General features: G+C 64.3%; 16 protein-coding genes. 8 read left to right on the forward strand and 8 right to left on the reverse strand.

From position 1 onward, the window contains the following. The first annotated feature begins 13 nt into the window (after window positions 1-13). Window positions 14-193: a hypothetical protein gene (locus ACOZ4H_RS16215; RefSeq protein WP_424330247.1), complete on the forward strand. Its 180-nt coding sequence runs from the start codon at window positions 14-16 to the stop codon at window positions 191-193. 61 nt (window positions 194-254) lie between these two features. Then, window positions 255-449: a hypothetical protein gene (locus tag ACOZ4H_RS16220; RefSeq protein WP_424330248.1), complete on the forward strand. Its 195-nt coding sequence runs from the start codon at window positions 255-257 to the stop codon at window positions 447-449. A gap of 52 nt (window positions 450-501) precedes the next feature. Here ACOZ4H_RS16220 and ACOZ4H_RS16225 read toward each other — a convergent pair whose 3' ends face one another. The 3 genes from ACOZ4H_RS16225 to ACOZ4H_RS16235 form a co-directional block, all read right to left on the reverse strand. Next, entirely contained in the window at window positions 502-855 is a 354-nt protein-coding gene (locus tag ACOZ4H_RS16225) for a DUF5811 family protein (protein WP_004518427.1), read from the reverse strand. Window positions 856-938: 83 nt separating this feature from the next. After that, window positions 939-1,409, reverse strand: a complete 471-nt coding sequence (locus ACOZ4H_RS16230) for a pyruvoyl-dependent arginine decarboxylase (RefSeq protein ID WP_424330249.1) — start codon at window positions 1,407-1,409, stop codon at window positions 939-941. Between the two features lie 42 nt (window positions 1,410-1,451). Then, the gene (locus ACOZ4H_RS16235; protein ID WP_424330250.1) at window positions 1,452-2,666 is read right to left on the reverse strand and encodes a PQQ-binding-like beta-propeller repeat protein; all 1,215 of its coding nucleotides are present in this window, start codon (window positions 2,664-2,666) and stop codon (window positions 1,452-1,454) included. Window positions 2,667-3,029: 363 nt separating this feature from the next. On the opposite strand from ACOZ4H_RS16235, the gene ACOZ4H_RS16240 reads away from it, so the two are divergent. The 6 genes from ACOZ4H_RS16240 to glpR all read left to right on the forward strand — a co-directional run bounded on the left by ACOZ4H_RS16240 (window position 3,030) and on the right by glpR (window position 8,540). Beyond that, window positions 3,030-4,370, forward strand: a complete 1,341-nt coding sequence (locus ACOZ4H_RS16240; protein WP_424330251.1) for an extracellular solute-binding protein — start codon at window positions 3,030-3,032, stop codon at window positions 4,368-4,370. A gap of 26 nt (window positions 4,371-4,396) precedes the next feature. Next, window positions 4,397-5,335, forward strand: coding sequence for a carbohydrate ABC transporter permease (locus tag ACOZ4H_RS16245; RefSeq protein WP_424330252.1), 939 nt, complete (start codon window positions 4,397-4,399; stop codon window positions 5,333-5,335). Then, window positions 5,332-6,252 carry a carbohydrate ABC transporter permease gene (locus ACOZ4H_RS16250; protein ID WP_424330253.1) on the forward strand — a complete coding sequence of 307 codons (921 nt, stop codon included), beginning with the start codon at window positions 5,332-5,334 and terminating at the stop codon, window positions 6,250-6,252. Before ACOZ4H_RS16245 ends, ACOZ4H_RS16250 begins: the two co-directional genes overlap by 4 nt. A gap of 6 nt (window positions 6,253-6,258) precedes the next feature. Next, a complete protein-coding gene (locus tag ACOZ4H_RS16255; RefSeq protein ID WP_424330254.1) occupies window positions 6,259-7,389 on the forward strand; it encodes an ABC transporter ATP-binding protein in 1,131 nt (376 codons plus the stop codon). A 26-nt stretch (window positions 7,390-7,415) separates the two neighbouring features. Then, on the forward strand, window positions 7,416-7,565 hold the full coding sequence (locus ACOZ4H_RS16260; RefSeq protein ID WP_424330255.1) for a hypothetical protein: 150 nt from the start codon (window positions 7,416-7,418) through the stop codon (window positions 7,563-7,565). Window positions 7,566-7,766: 201 nt separating this feature from the next. Then, window positions 7,767-8,540, forward strand: a complete 774-nt coding sequence (gene glpR / locus ACOZ4H_RS16265) for an HTH-type transcriptional regulator GlpR (RefSeq protein WP_424330256.1) — start codon at window positions 7,767-7,769, stop codon at window positions 8,538-8,540. Window positions 8,541-8,577: 37 nt separating this feature from the next. On the opposite strand, the gene pan2 is transcribed toward glpR, so the two are convergent. The 5 genes from pan2 to truA all read right to left on the reverse strand — a co-directional run bounded on the left by pan2 (window position 8,578) and on the right by truA (window position 14,844). Then, a complete protein-coding gene (pan2, locus tag ACOZ4H_RS16270; protein ID WP_424330257.1) occupies window positions 8,578-9,798 on the reverse strand; it encodes a proteasome-activating nucleotidase Pan2 in 1,221 nt (406 codons plus the stop codon). Window positions 9,799-9,946: 148 nt separating this feature from the next. Then, window positions 9,947-11,737 carry an oligoendopeptidase F gene (pepF, locus tag ACOZ4H_RS16275; protein ID WP_424330258.1) on the reverse strand — a complete coding sequence of 597 codons (1,791 nt, stop codon included), beginning with the start codon at window positions 11,735-11,737 and terminating at the stop codon, window positions 9,947-9,949. Between the two features lie 38 nt (window positions 11,738-11,775). Next, window positions 11,776-12,921, reverse strand: a complete 1,146-nt coding sequence (locus tag ACOZ4H_RS16280) for a thiolase C-terminal domain-containing protein (protein WP_424330259.1) — start codon at window positions 12,919-12,921, stop codon at window positions 11,776-11,778. Window positions 12,922-12,993: 72 nt separating this feature from the next. Further along, complete coding sequence (locus ACOZ4H_RS16285; protein WP_424330260.1) at window positions 12,994-13,968, reverse strand: quinone oxidoreductase family protein; 975 nt, start codon at window positions 13,966-13,968, stop codon at window positions 12,994-12,996. 60 nt (window positions 13,969-14,028) lie between these two features. Beyond that, window positions 14,029-14,844, reverse strand: coding sequence for a tRNA pseudouridine(38-40) synthase TruA (gene truA, locus ACOZ4H_RS16290; RefSeq protein ID WP_424330261.1), 816 nt, complete (start codon window positions 14,842-14,844; stop codon window positions 14,029-14,031). Window positions 14,845-14,927: the final 83 nt, after the last annotated feature.

Consider the following 14,927-nt stretch of genomic DNA (forward strand, 5'->3'; position numbering starts at 1 on the left):
TGTAACGGAGCGTATGGTCTCCCTCGAGAACAAGATCGTCGGCGGTTTCGTCATCGCAGCCCTCGTCCTCGGATACGCGAGCACGGTGCTGGCGGATGTCACGTCGACGGTAACACTCGCAATACTCCTTGCTGTCGGCGTCATCGCGCCGATGCTCGTGACCAACTACCTCGATAGAACGGGGGCCATTTGACGAGTGGTACAGCACCGAGTAATAATATTTAATTAGGATGCGTGTCTCTGTAGAGACACGAATGTCCGGCCCGCCGTCGATGCCCGATCTCGTGCTGGCCAGCATCGCCCTCTCGATGCTGCTGGCGTCGCTCGGCGCAGTCGTCACCTCCATCAGCCTCGTGACTGCGCTGAGTGCCGGCAGTCTCCCGGCCGGCGGCTCCATCGGCTACGCGCTGTTCTATAATCCGCCAGTCGCCAGCGGTGGCCGCGCCTGATGTCGGCGTCTACGCTCCGCGACTGTACCGACGAAAACTGAAAACGACGGCCTTACTGCGCTGTCGGCGACGTGTCGTCGCCCATCACCTGCTTGACCTGCAGCGCGGCGGAAGCGGCGATGCCCTGCGCGAGGTCGTCGCGTTCGGCATCGGAGATGCTCGCGCTTTCCGGGTCCTCGGGTGTGTAATCCGCGCTCACGACCGAGCCGACCGGGGGCTGGACTGCGATTGTGGCCCGCGGTCCAGTCGTGCTGTTGCTGATTTCCGAACCGACGACGAACTCGCCGGGCAGGAGTTCGCGGGTCCGGGCGGCGACGCTCGAGAGGTCCCGTCGGAGCTCCTCACGCTGTTCCGCGGTCAGGGTCACTTCTTCCGTCTCCCCACCAAACGACGTATTACCGTACATGAACGTTCTCTGTCTCTATGGGGGGGAGGACTAAAAACCCAGGGTCGAACACAGTTCTGGCCGGAACCGTCGGAGCACGCGACTTACACGACGGGATGGCTCTCGCCGTAAGTGGCGAGAACGACGGCGCTGGCGTACTCGGCGTCGTCGGACGCCGACTCGACGTACACGTTCTCCTCGACGAACTCCCAGTCCCGGAGGTCCCGGCCGGCGGCCAGTCCCTCGCGGATCTCCATCCGGACCGCGTCCTCGCTGGTGCCGTCGACCTCGTAGAAGATGCCCGGACCGCCCTCGCTGCGGGCCCAGCCGACGCCCGCCGCGCCGCGCTCGCCCGGCGGGACGGTCGCCGAGGACTGGACGACCTCTAGCGCTTCGCCGGGCGGCCCCAGGTCCGGTGCCGTCTCCGTTACCTCGATAGCCGGCTCGGACGGAATGACCGACGAGAGCGAGATGAGGTTGTAGTTGTGGACGCCCGCCTCGGCGAGTGCCGCGTCGTAGGCGGCCAGCGCGGTCGGGCCGGTCGCAGTCCCCCACACGACCCGGATGGTACTCATAGGCCATTGTCGACGGTCCGCGGGGTAAGGGGTTTCGCTTCGTTATGCCGGAACGAGCCTGTAACACATCCCTGGTCGGTTCGGGTCGCCCTCGGCCGCACGCTCCGCGTAGTAGATGCCGTCGGCGGTCACCAGCGGGGCACTCGTCACGTGGCCGCGGTTATCGGTGGTCCAGACCACCGCACCGGAGTCCCGCTCCAGCGCGTACAGTCGCCCGTCGTAGGACCCGACGAGCACGTGGTCCCGGGTGGCGACGACGCTCCCGATGATCCACCCGCCGGTGTCGTACCGCCACTGCTCCTCGCCGCTTTCGAGGTCGAGTGCGTACACCCGGTCGTCGTGGCTGCCGACGTAGACGGAGCCGTCGTGGACCGCTGGCGCACACATCACGTCGGCGTCTGCCTCGAAGGTCCACTGTTCCGTGCCGTCGGTCACGTCGACGGCGGTGACCGTCTCGGCCCACGACGGGACGATAGCCGTGCCGTCAGCGACGGCGATAGGGGCTTTCACGTCGCCACCGGTGTCGTATCGCCAAGCCCGCTCTAAGCCCGGGAACGACCACGCGTAGCAGTAGCCGTCATTGGAGCCAAACAGCAGGCGGCCGTGCTCGCGGTCCAGCGCTACCGTCGAGTGGGGGTGGTCGGTCGGCCGGCTGTCGCGCCACTGCACGTCGCCGGTCGCGGCGTTGACGGCGACGACGCTCCCGCTCGGGGCGGCGTGTTCGACAGCGACGTACAGCGATCCGTTGTAGTAGGTCGGACTCGCGCCGATGGCGTCGCCCAGTTCCGTCCGCCATCGCCGCTGGCCGGTTTCGAGATCCAGTGCCGACAGCGCGCCGTCGTAGGCCCCGATGTAGACGGTGTCGTTGGCGATGGCCGGCGTGCCGTGGCTCCCGCGCGTCGCCTGCGTGATCGTCGTCGCCCACTGGACCTCGCCGCCCGGTGCGATGGCCCGCACGCGACCGGTGTCATCGGCCAGAATCAGGTCATCAGTCGGTGCCAGTGCAGGGCTGCCTTTCGCCGCGGTGTGGTCCCCGCGATTGGTCGGCAGTTCCCAGGCCCGCTCGACGGCGTCCGGAACCGAGGCGTCCTGGTACCCCGTGTTCAGGAGCCCCTGCCGGAACTGCGTGGCGGCGTGTTCGTCCAGAGCCGTCGATGCGAGCGGATTGAACTGTGATTGACACCCCGCGACCGACCCGACCGTCGTCGCCGCGAGCGTTCCCAGAAACGCCCGCCGCGTCCGTCCGCGCTCTGTCACGGGCACCGATACTGGGCGGTGTGGCATAAATCGCGCGGGGTCCTGCGGGCCACAGGCGGCTTTCGGGCGTCTCGATACCGAACCGAATGACGGGAGTCCGATTCAGTCGGTTGCCGGGTCTGCACGCTTCGGTGAACGGAGCGTTCAAAACGTGCTCGAATTCAGATTTGTGAGTGAAATCAATCACGCAAAGATATACGATTTAATATATAACCTATAATATACTATAGTGATTGTGCCTTCAAAAGCGTTTTCAGGCCTCAAAGTTCACTTTCACACCGTTATTTAATTATTTATGAGATTAGTGTTCATTTCTAATTACCCCCATGATTTATAATCCATGGCTGTCTCGTGAGCGATTGCATGCAGAAGAATTCAAAACGCACTCGTCGAACGTTCATCAAAAGCGCCGGTGTCATCGGGACAGCGGCACTCGCTGGCTGCAGCGGCGGCTCCGACTCGAGCACGGAGGACGGCTCCGGCGGCGAAAGCTCCGACGGTGAGAGTTCAGACGGTGCCACGACCGGCACCGGTTCGGAGACGATGGCAGACGAAATCGTGTTCTACAACGCCGGGTCACTGGAGTTCGATCCCGGGACGGAAGACAACATCAATCGGTTCGAGGAGGAGACCGGCATCTCCGTGGAAGTCAACGAGGTTCCGTGGAGCAACCTCAAGACCAGCCTGACGACGATCTGGCGGAACCAGGACAGCACCGTCGACGCGTTCAACGGGCCGACCTGGTGGCTGGCCGATTTCGTCAGCTCCGACTGGCTCGAGCCGCTCGGTCTCGGGAGCGACCACATGAGCAAGTTCCCCGATTCGCTGAACGACCTCGTCCAGTTCGACGGGCAGACGTACATGGCTCCTGAGTTCGGCAAGTGGGGCAGCTACCTCTACGACCAGCAGTACCTGAACGACCAGGGCTTCGACGCGCCACCGGACACGTGGGACGAAGTGCTGAACCAGGGCGAGCAGCTCTCACAGGGCGACAAGTCCGGGTTCGCGTTCACGTGGGCCGGCAAGTCCGTGTTCAGCTTCAAGCAGTTCCTCTACCAGGCCGGCGGCCAGCTGTTCAACGACAGCTACGAGCCGGTGTTCGTCGAGGAAGGGATGGAAGTCCTCGAATTCTTCAACGAGCTCCGCGAGCGTGGCATCACCCCCGACGGAATGTCCAGCCTCGGCGAAGGTGGCATCGGTGACAACTTCATCGCCGGCCAGTACGCGACCGTCGAGTCCTGGACGCCGCTCGGGTCCCGCGCAATCGACGAGTGGGAGGAAGGCCGAATCGGCAGCGCCAGACCGCCGAAAGGGCCGGAGAGCCGCGCTACCTTCCAGGACACGAACGGAATCAGCGTCTCGGCGTTCTCCGAGCGGAAGGGCGCGGCCAAGGAGTTCGCCCGCTTCATGACGACCCGGGCGTCGTCCAAGAACAACATGCTCGTCGAGGGGAACCCGGCCGTCGTCCCAGAGGTGTACGAGGACGACGAGGTTCAGAGCGAGTACCCGTCCTGGCTGCTCGAAGACATGCGGTTCAACCTCGAAAACGCACAGAGCGAGACGTACATGGCACAGCCACAGGTCGACGACTACCTGAACGAACAGCTAACGCCGGCGCTGCTCGGTAACAAAGACCCCGAAGCGGCACTCAACGACGCCTACAGTAACATCGAGCGTCTCTACCAGGACATCGGCCTTCTCTGATCGGCACGGTCCAAGGTTTATATATTATGTCAATCGAAAAGAGCCCACTGCGTCGCAAACTCGACAAGCTGTTCGTCCCGTTAACCGTTGGGCCGACGCTGCTGTGGATCGCCGCAATAATCGTTTATCCGACCGCGAAACTGTTTCTCAGCAGCTTCCAGTTCCGGAACCCGATAACGAACGAGATGGAGTTCGTCGGCCTCCGGAACTTCCGGCGGCTGATTTTCGCGCGGGAAGGGGGCGAAGCCGCCCTCGGCGTGTTCAGTCCCAGTTTCGTTTCGATTACCACCAATACAGTCATCTACGTCGGTTTCAGCGTCTCCATCTCGTTCCTGCTGGGACTGGGCATCGCGCTGTTGCTCGATAAGGACCTGAAAGGGCGGGGCTGGTTCCGGACGGCGGTCATCGTCCCGTGGATTCTCCCGTACGTGATGAGCGGGCTGATGTGGCGCTGGATGTTCCAGTCCGATTTCGGCGCGATCAACGGCGCGCTCCAGCGACTCGGCATCATCTCGGGGAACATCCCGTTCCTGTCGGACGGCGCGCTCGCCATGATGGCACTCATCATCGCCGACGTCTGGGTGTTCACGCCGTTCATCATCATCATCCTGCTCGCGGGCCTGCAGAACGTCCCCGAGCAGCTGTACGACGCGGCCGAAGTCGACGGCGCGAGTCGGTGGTCGCGGTTCTGGAACGTCACGTACCCGTTCCTGAAACCGTCCATACTGGTCGCGCTGACCATCCGTATCATCTTCGACATCCGGGCGCTGGACCTGGTCTGGGTGATGACCCAGGGCGGCCCCGGGAAGTCGACTGAGGTGTGGGCCTCCTGGCTGTACCGGACCGCACAGGTGTTCAACGAACCCGGGACCGGCGCTGCACTCGGAGTCGTCCTGCTGGCCGTGACCTTCGCCATCGTGGCCAGTCTGTACAAGATATTCGGCGAGTCACCCTACGAAGCATGAGCACGAAGAAATCACCACTCAACCGACTGCGTCGGTCGCTGGGACTGGATACACAGAACGAGTGGCCGTCCGTCGCCCGCGAGCGACTGCTGGCCTACGGACTGCTCGCCGTGTACGTCCTTATCATCTGGTTCCCGATCTACTACATCTTCATCACGAGCATCAAACCGTCGAGCGAAGTGCTGTCGCTGCCGATCACGTTCCTCCCACAGAACCCGACGGCACAGAACTACGTGGATATCTTCACGAACCGACCGTTCGACAACTACACGTTCAACAGCATGATCGTCGCGACGACGACGACGCTCATCTGTATTACCCTTGGAACGGTCACCGGCTACAGTTTCTCCCGGTATGACTTCCTGGGGAACAAGTCGCTGCTGCTGTCGATCGTCGGCGCGCGGATGATCCCCCCCATCGCGCTCATCGTCCCGTTCTTCCAGATCATGTCGAACCCGCCGCTCATCGGCGGACTCACCGGGAGCCTGTACGACACGCGACTCGCGCTCATCCTCACGTACACGTTCTTCAACCTCCCGTTCGCCGTCTGGATCATGAAGAATTACTTCGACGGAATCCCCGAATCGTTGGACGAACAGGCCCAGATCGACGGCTGTTCCCGCTGGGAGGCGTTCGTCAAAATCATTCTGCCGATGGCGAAGCCGGGCATCGCGGCCACCGCCATCCTCGCGTTCATCTTCTCGTGGAACGAGTTCGTCTTCGCGCTCGTTCTCACGTCCTCGGAACAGGCCCAGACGCTGCCGATCGCAGTCTCGCTGTTCGTGGCTGACGACTTCGTGGACTGGGCGCACCTCGCAGCCGGCGGGATGATCGCCGCGTTACCCGGCATCCTGTTCGGCCTGTTCTTCCAGCAGTATATCGTGAGCGGACTCACACAAGGAGCAGTCAAGGAGTAACTAACTATGGCACACGTAGAACTCACCGACCTCGTAAAGGAATTCGACGACGTTACCGCAGTCGACGGCATCTCGCTGGACATCCCCGACGAAAGCTTCACCGTCCTCGTCGGCCCGTCAGGGTGTGGCAAGACCACGACCCTGCGCCTCATCGCGGGGCTCGAGCGGGCGACCGACGGTGAAATCCGGATCGGAGAGAACATCGTCAACGACGCTCGCGCGTACGAGCGCGACATCGCGATGGTGTTCCAGAACTACGCGCTGTACCCGCACAAGACGGTGCGTGACAACATGCGGTTCGGGCTGGAGCAACACGACACGGCCGAGGAAATCATCACCGAGCGGGTCAACGAGACCGCGGAACTGCTACAGATCGAAGAGCTACTGGACCGCCGACCGTCGGAACTGTCCGGCGGCCAGCAACAGCGGGTGGCCCTGGGCCGCGCAATCGTTCGCGACCCCGCGGTGTTCCTGATGGACGAGCCGCTGTCGAACTTAGACGCGAAGCTCCGCGTCCAGATGCGTGCCGAACTGAACAAACTCCACGAGGAGCTGTCGACGACGACCGTCTACGTCACCCACGACCAGGTGGAGGCGATGACGCTGGCCGACCAGATCGCGGTCATGGACAACGGCCAGATTCAGCAGGTCGGCGAACCGACCCACGTCTACTCGAACCCGCGAAACATGTTCGTCGCCGGCTTCCTCGGCTCGCCGAGCATGAACTTCCTCGAAGGGACGCTCGAAGAGTCCTCCGCCGGCAAGTTCGAACTGGACCTCGGCGGCGCGATCCACAACGTCCCGGACGAGTTCACCGACGCGCTTGAGCCGTATCTCGGCGACCGGGTGACGCTTGGTATCCGCCCGGAGAACATCGCGCTCAACCAGGACGGCGTCCCGGCGAACGTCCACCCGGCGACGGTAGAGGTCGTCGAACCGCAGGGCGAGAAGACCGTACTCGAACTCGAACTCGACACCGGCCAGAGCATCAAAGCCGCGGTCGACCCGGACACGACGGTCGAGATGGGAGATGCGGTGAACCTCCGGTTCGATAGGGACTCGCTCCAGTATTTCGACCCGGCCACGGGCGAGTCGCTGACGTACGATTCGAAGATCGAGCAGCAGGCGACGATCTGACAATGGTCACGGAGCTCACCGACAGAATGACACCCGCCACGCTGCTCACGTTCGGGACTGCATTCGGGCTGGCAGGCCTCGCGGTCTTCAATTACGCGACCGGCGTCTACGGCGGCGCAATCGTCAGCAGTATCGGGACAGTCATCGCTACACTGTTCGGTGTCCTCAGCCATTAGTACCGGGAGAGAGTTTTTCATGAACGTCTACATACTGCATGATATACCACCGAGCGCCATCGAGCAATCTCGCAAATCACTAGACTGCGTCGCCGGCCCTGAGAGCGGGGCCGATTCTATCGAGAGAGATGATACAAACTAACACATACATCAGTCGGAGGGCACACACACCCGCAGGGTTCGGGCCCGCTGTAACAGAACATGATACCTGATGAACGACGGAAGGAAATCGTTCGACAAGTAAACAAATCGGATCGGGTCACGGTCGAAGAACTCACCGAAGAGTTCGGTGTCTCCGAGGCGACGATCCGACGAGACCTCTCGTCACTCGCAGAGGACGGGCTCATCGAACGGTTTCACGGCGGTGCGCTCCCAGCGTCGAAGGAAGAGACTAACGGGTCCAGCCCGGCAGATAGCATCGACAACCCGAGCGGCAAGCGGGCGATTGCCGAGCGGGCCGTGGATGAGCTGAGCGACGGCGACGCCGTCTTCTTCGACACGGGGCCGACGGCCCGCGAAGTGGCGAAAGCCATTCCGGAGCAGTTGTCACTGCTCGCCGCGACAAACTCACCGGAAAGCGCGTTCGAACTCCGTGAGACCTGTGGCGAAGTCAAGGTCGTCGGCGACTCGCTGCGCCAGACCTCGGACGCGCTTGTGGGACCCAGCGCCGAGTCGTACCTCCGGAAGACGAACTTCGATATCGTGTTTCTCGAAACCGACGCGGTCCAGAGCGATGGTGGCCTCTCCGTCTCGAACGAAGACGAAGCGCGCATCAAGACACTGCTCTGTGAAGGCGGCCGGCACGTCATCCTGGTCGCCGACGGGAGCAAACTGGACAGCAGGAGCTTCCGCGAGTTCGCGACTATCGACGACATTGACATGTTCATCACGGACGTCTCGCTGAGCGACGAGATGCGGACGGTGTTCGAACAGGCGAACGTCACCGTGGTCGATAATCTGCTGGCAGTTCCGTAAGCCCGCAAGACACTGAAAACCTGTTTTTGCGCCGGTATTACGCGAACGCGACCGGGACGCTGCTGGCGTCGTCGTCGGCTTCGATCTTCTCCAGGGCGTCGTGGAGGTCGGACTGCTGGACCGTCGTCCGGCCGTCACGGATGGCGAACATCCCGGCCTCGGTCGCCAGCGATGCCAGTTCCGCGCCGGAGAGGCCGTCGGTCTCGGTGGCAAACGCGCCCAGGTCCACGCCGTCGTCGAGGTTCATCTCCTGCGTGTGGATTTCGAGGATGCGCTCGCGGCCCTCAACATCGGGGTTGGGGACTTCGATGAGGCGGTCGAAGCGGCCGGGGCGGAGGATGGCGCGGTCGAGCATGTCGAAGCGGTTCGTCGCGGCGATGATACGGATTTCCCCGCGCTCGTCGAACCCGTCCATCTCCGAGAGCAGTTGCATCATCGTCCGCTGGACCTCGGCGTCGCCGGAGGTCTTCGACTCCGTTCGCTTGGCCGCGATAGCGTCGATCTCGTCGATGAAGATAATAGCCGGTTCGCGCTCGGCAGCGAGCTCGAACAGATCCCGGACCAGTCGCGCCCCCTCGCCGATGAACTTCCGAACCAGTTCGGAGCCGGCCATCTTGATGAACGTCGCGTCGGTCTCGTTGGCGACGGCCTTGGCGAGCATCGTCTTGCCGGTGCCGGGCGGGCCGTGCAGCAGGACGCCGCTCGGCGGTTCGATACCGACCTCGCGGAACTGGTCGGCGTTGACGAGCGGCTCCTCGACGGCTTCCCGGACCTCGCGGATCTGCTCTTCGAGACCACCGATATCGTCGTAGGAGACGTCCGGCGAACCGTCGACCTGCATCGCCTGCGCACGGGCGTCGGTCTCGGGGTCGAGAATCTGCTTGACACCGAAGGAGTCGTTGATTGCGACGCGGTCGCCGGCCTCCAGGCCATCACGGATGGACGGCGAGACTTCCGTCAGCACTTCCTGGTTGTTGCCGTGCTGTTTGACGACGACGCCGTCGTCAGTCAGCTCCTCTGCTGTGGCGATGTACAGCGAAGACGTCTTGAGCGTCTCGTTTTCCCGTTCAAGCTGGTCGACCTCGTCCGTGAGATCGTTCTGCCGGTCACGGGCGGCGTCCAGTTGCTCAGTCAGCTGTTCGTTGACCTGTACTATCTCTTTGAAATGTTCCCGGAGTGCCTCCAGACGCTCGTCAGGCGTCATATCGGGATCAAGTTCCAACCGTGGTCGTTCCGGAAGCGAGGGACTGCGCGACATTTGGATGGTCGGTACTATACGGTTGAGACACAAAGTGCCTTCGGGTCACAGGGGGTGAAACAGTTATCCGTGTCGAGACGGGGCTGTAGCGTTCGGTTAGACCGGTGGCTCGAACAGCCAGACAGGCACCGGATAGCTACTGGCCGCCCTACAGCAGCTCGGCGAACTCGTCGAGGTACTCGCCGTACGTCGAGAGGGCGGACTCGACGGGGTCAGGACTGGCCATGTCGACGCCGGCGTCGCGAAGCAGTTCTAGCGGGTACTGCCGCGACCCGCTCCGGAGGAAGTCGATGTACCGCTGGGCGGCGGGTTCGCCCTCATCGAGGATGCCGTCGACGAGTGCGACGGCCGCCGAAATCCCGGTCGCGTACTGGTAGACGTAGAACGCCCGGTAGAAGTGCGGGATGCGCATCCACTCGCGGGCGATGCGGTCGTCGAGTACCGCCGGCTCGTAGTAGTCGCCTTTCAGGTCCCGATAGAGGTCGTCCAGTCGGTCGGGGGTCAGCGGCTCGCCGGCCTCGGACATCTCGTGAGTGCGGTGCTCGAACTCGGCGAACATCGTCTGCCGGTACAGCGTCGACCGGAACCGTTCGAGGTACTCGTTGAGGATGTGTCGGCGCAGGCGCTCGTCCTCGACGGCGTCCAGCAGGTGGTGGGTCAGCAGCGTCTCGTTGACGGTGCTCGCGACCTCGGCGACGAATATCTCGTAGCCGGAGTAGACGAAGGGCTGCTCCTCGCTGGTGTACTCAGAGTGCATCGAGTGGCCGAGTTCGTGGGCCAGCGTGTACATCGACTCCACGTCGTCCTGGTAGTTCATCAGGATGAACGGCTGGGAGTCGTAGGTGCCGCCGGAGTAGGCGCCGGACTGCTTGTGCTCGGTCTCGTACACGTCGACCCACCGCGAGTCCAGGCCCTCGGCGAGCCGGGACTGGTAGTCATCGCCCAGCGGCGCGACGGCCTCGGTGACGTACTCGCAGGCCTGTTCGTACTCGATTTCGGGGGATTCCTCCTGCACGAGCGGGACGTAGAGGTCCCACATCCGGAGTTCGTCGGCCCCGATTGACTGGCGTTTGAGGTCGGCATGGCGGTGAAGCGTATCGAGGTTGTCGTGGACGGTGTCGACGAGCGTGTCGTACACCTCGACGGGGACGTTCGGGCCGTCCAGCGCTGCCTCGCGGGCGGTGTCGTAGTCGCGGGCGTTCGCCATCTTCACGTCGGTTTTGACGGCGTTCTTGTAGGCCGTGCCGACGGCGTTGCGGACGGTCTCCCACTCGTCGTAGAACGCCTCGTAGACGCGCTGGCGGAAGTCGCGGTCAGGGTGTTTCTGGAGCGTCGTGAAGTTGTTGAGCGTGATCGGCTGCTGGTCGCCATCGGGGTCCTCGACGGTCGGGAACGTCATATCGGCGTTGGCCAGCATATTGTACACCTCGCCGGGCGCGCCGGTGACCTCGCCGAGTTCGGCGAGGAGGTTCTCGACCTCGGCCGAGCGGGTGTGGTCTTTCATCCGGAGCACGTCGTCGAAGTAGTGCTCGTACGGTTCCAGCCCCGGCTCCTCGTCGATTATCGCTTCGATGTCGTCGTAGTCCAGATCCTGCAGTTCCGGGTCGAGGAACGAGGCGGCCGAACTGGCCTCAGACGAGAGGGACTGCGAGCGAGCAGTCAGCGCCTGGTACGTGTCGTCGGTGGTGTCCTCGTCCTTTCGCATCCGGGCGTAGGCGGCGACGTTCGACACCGTCCGCATCAGTTCCTCGTAGGTCTCTAGCGTCTCTAGCAGGGTGGCGGCGTCCTCGGTTGCCCGCCCCTCGTAGGCGGCCAGGTCCTCGATCAGTTCCTCCGCCTCCTCGTAGGCGGCTTCCCACTCCTCGTCGCTGGCGTAGAGGGAGTCGAGATCCCACTTGTACGCCTCGTCGATGTCGCTCCGTGCGGGTACCGAACTCATAGCCCGCTCTTGGGACGGGGGCGAAGTAAGCCTTCGTTTCACCGGCGTTCGAGTATCGTTGCCACGGCAGCGTTCCCGAACCCGCCGACGTTGCAGGCCAGGCCCACGTCGGCGTCAATCTGGCGCGGGCCGGCGGAATCAGTCAGTTGCTCGTACAGTTCGACGGCCTGAGCGACACCGGAGGCCCCGATTGGATGGCCCTTCGACTTCAGCCCGCCCGAGGTGTTGACCGGCAAGCAGCCGTCGCGGGCGGTCGCTCCGTCCCTGGTGAGTTGCCAGGCCGTTCCCTGCTCGGCGATCCCCAGCGCCTCCAGTTGCAGGAACTCCAGAATGGTGAACATGTCGTGGAGTTCGACCACGTCGAGGTCTGCCGGACCGCAGTCGGCGGCGTCGTAGGCTCGCTCGGCTGCCGTTTCGACAGCGGCCATCGCTGTTAGGTCCGACCGCTCGTGGATCACCTGGCTCCCGGTTGCGCCCGCGACACCGGCGACGAGAGCGTAGTCGTCGGTCAGTGCCCGGGCGCGCTCCTCAGTCGCGAACAGCAGCGCCGCGCTCCCGTCGGAGATGGGACAGAAATCATACAACCGGAGCGGGTCGGCAATGACCGGCGACGAGAGGGCCTGGTCGACGGTTATCTCCGACTGGAAATGCGCGTTAGGGTTGTCAAGGCCGTTCCGGTGGTTCTTCACGGCGACGCGCGCCAGCGACTCGCGGGGCGCGTCGAACCGCTCAATGTAGTGCCTGGCGGTCAGACCCGCGAAAGAAGGGATTGTCACGCCGTGTTTGTACTCCGCTGGATGGGTAATCGCGGATACTACGTCGGACGCAACCGGCGTCGAGAGGTGGGTCATCTTCTCGCCGCCGACCAGTAGCGACAGGTCGCTCTCGCCCGACGCGACCGAGCGCCAGGCGGCGGCGATGCCTGCCCCGCCGGCCGCCGAAGTCTGCTCGATACCCGTCGCGTAAGCCCGTCCGAGTCCGAGGTCGTCTTTCAGCGCGTTCACCAGCCCGCATTTGGACTCGTAGGCCCCGCCGGACTCAGAGAGGTAAAGGTGGTCGACGGCCCGCGGCGCGACACCCGCATCGTCGAGGCAGTGCGCGCCCGCTGTGGCGAGCAATTCTCGGAGACGCGGCTTTCGGACGCCGAACTCCGTCATCGACGCGCCCACGACGGCGACAGTCATACCCGGGTGGTACCACCCCGTCAACCTATCTTTTTCTATCGGTTGACGACCCGCGCTCGATAGCCCACTGTGTTACGGTTCCAGCAGGACCTTCCCCCGCGTCCGGCGGTTCTCGACGTGTTCGTGGGCGGCGGCCGCGTCGTCCAGATCGAACACCCGGTCGACCTGAACAGACGCGTCGCCGGCCGATAGCGCCGACAGGACCGGGTCGAACGCGCCGAACACCCGCTGGCGGTCGTGGTCGGCGGCATGGCCGAGGTGATAGCCGACGACGCTGTGGTTCCCGAATATGAGTCTTGGCGTCGAGACACACGGGACCTCGCCGCTGGCGAGGCCGTACGTGACGACGCGGCCACCGGGTGCGAGGGCGTCAAGACTCGCCTCGAAAGCGTCGCCGCCAACGCCATCCAGTACCAGATCGACGCCCGCGCCGTCCGTGGCGGCGTCCACGGCGGCCGTCAGGTCCCGGTCGACGTAATCGATCGTCTCGTCAGCGCCCAGTTCGCTGACGAACGCCCGTTTCTCGGCGGTGCTCGCCGCCCCGAGAACGGTCGCGTCCGTTTGTGTCCCGGCCAACTGGACCGCGGCGGAGCCGACGCCGCCGGCCGCCGCGAGCACGAGGACGATCTCATCGCCGCCGAGTCCGCCCCACTCGAACAGCGTGTTGTGCGCGGTCAGCCACTGTATCGGGACGCCGGCGGCCTCGCGAAGCGAGAGTTCGTCGGGGACGCGCCGAACGCGTTCCTCGCTGGCGACGACCGACTCCGCGTACCCGCCCCGCAGGACGTACGCCATTACTCGGTCCCCTCGTTCGAGAGCGACCCCGTCGCCGGTGGCGTCGACGCGGCCAGCGACCTCGATACCAGGGATGTACGGCGGTGACGGCCCGCCAGGGTACGTGCCGCGGCGCTTGGCGATGTCGGCAAAGTTGACGCCGGCCACGGCCACGCGGATCCGAATCTCGCCGGATCCCGGGTCGGGCCGCGACTGTGTCGTGGTGGCGAGGACGGACGGGTCACCGTGCTCCGCGACGTGGACGGCTCGCATAGGGCACCGATACACCGGACCCGGGAAAACCACTGTGGAACGGCGCTGCGCGCCAGAGAACTACAGCCCGTCAGTGATGTGACCGGCGACCCGCGCAGTCGTGCGGGCGTTCGCGCGTCGGTGATCGAAGACCGTCCGCGCGTCTGCGGCGGCATCCTCGTCCCGACTGAACGCAACGGCCGGGTAACGAACGTCGCTCAGCACGAGCGGTTCGGGCGGGGCCGGCGGGACGCCGTCGGGGCCGCTGACGGGTTCCGGCGAGAGGACACGGTCAATCTTCGACAGCGGGGCGGAGCCGTCCGCGACAGCCGCCGCGAGCGCGACGAGCCGCCGGACCAACTGGCGGCAGAACCCGCCGGCCGTGAACCGAGCGACGAGGAACTGGCCGTCCCGCGTCCAGTCGATGTCCACCGTCCGCTCGGTTCCGGTGTCGTCCGACGTGAGGTTGTGGAAGTCGTGGGTCCCAGCGAGCGCGTCGACGGCATCGGCCCACCGCTCGTCGTCGACGGGTCGGTCTGCGTCCGTCGGCGCGTACAGGTAGTAGGCGTACGTGCGTTCGGCGGCGTCGTGGGTCGCGTGGAAGCCGTCGGGGACGTCGGTGCTGGCCCACACGCGAACGTCGTCGGGGAGCTCGCCGTTGAACGCCGTCGGCGAGAGCCACGCCGGCGCGTCGAAGGCGACGGTCTGTGCCCGCGCGGACACGCCGGCATCAGTCCGACCGGCAGCGGCGTAGCGCTCGGGCAAGCCGTCGCCGCGCTCGCAAACGCCGAGGCGGACGAGCGCTGAGCGAAGTCGCCCCTCGACGGTGTCGACATCGGGCTGGCGCTGGAACCCGTGATACGGTCGGCCGTCGTAGGCCACGCGATAGGCGCGCATACCGATGTAACGACTGCGAGCCACTTGTCTCGCCCGAATCTCAGTGGCTGGGAAGGATAGACGAACTTAGGCATGCTGAGAAC

Source organism: Haloarcula amylolytica (genome assembly GCF_049705545.1).
In the GTDB taxonomy this organism is placed as follows: Archaea; Halobacteriota; Halobacteria; order Halobacteriales; family Haloarculaceae; genus Haloarcula; species Haloarcula amylolytica_B.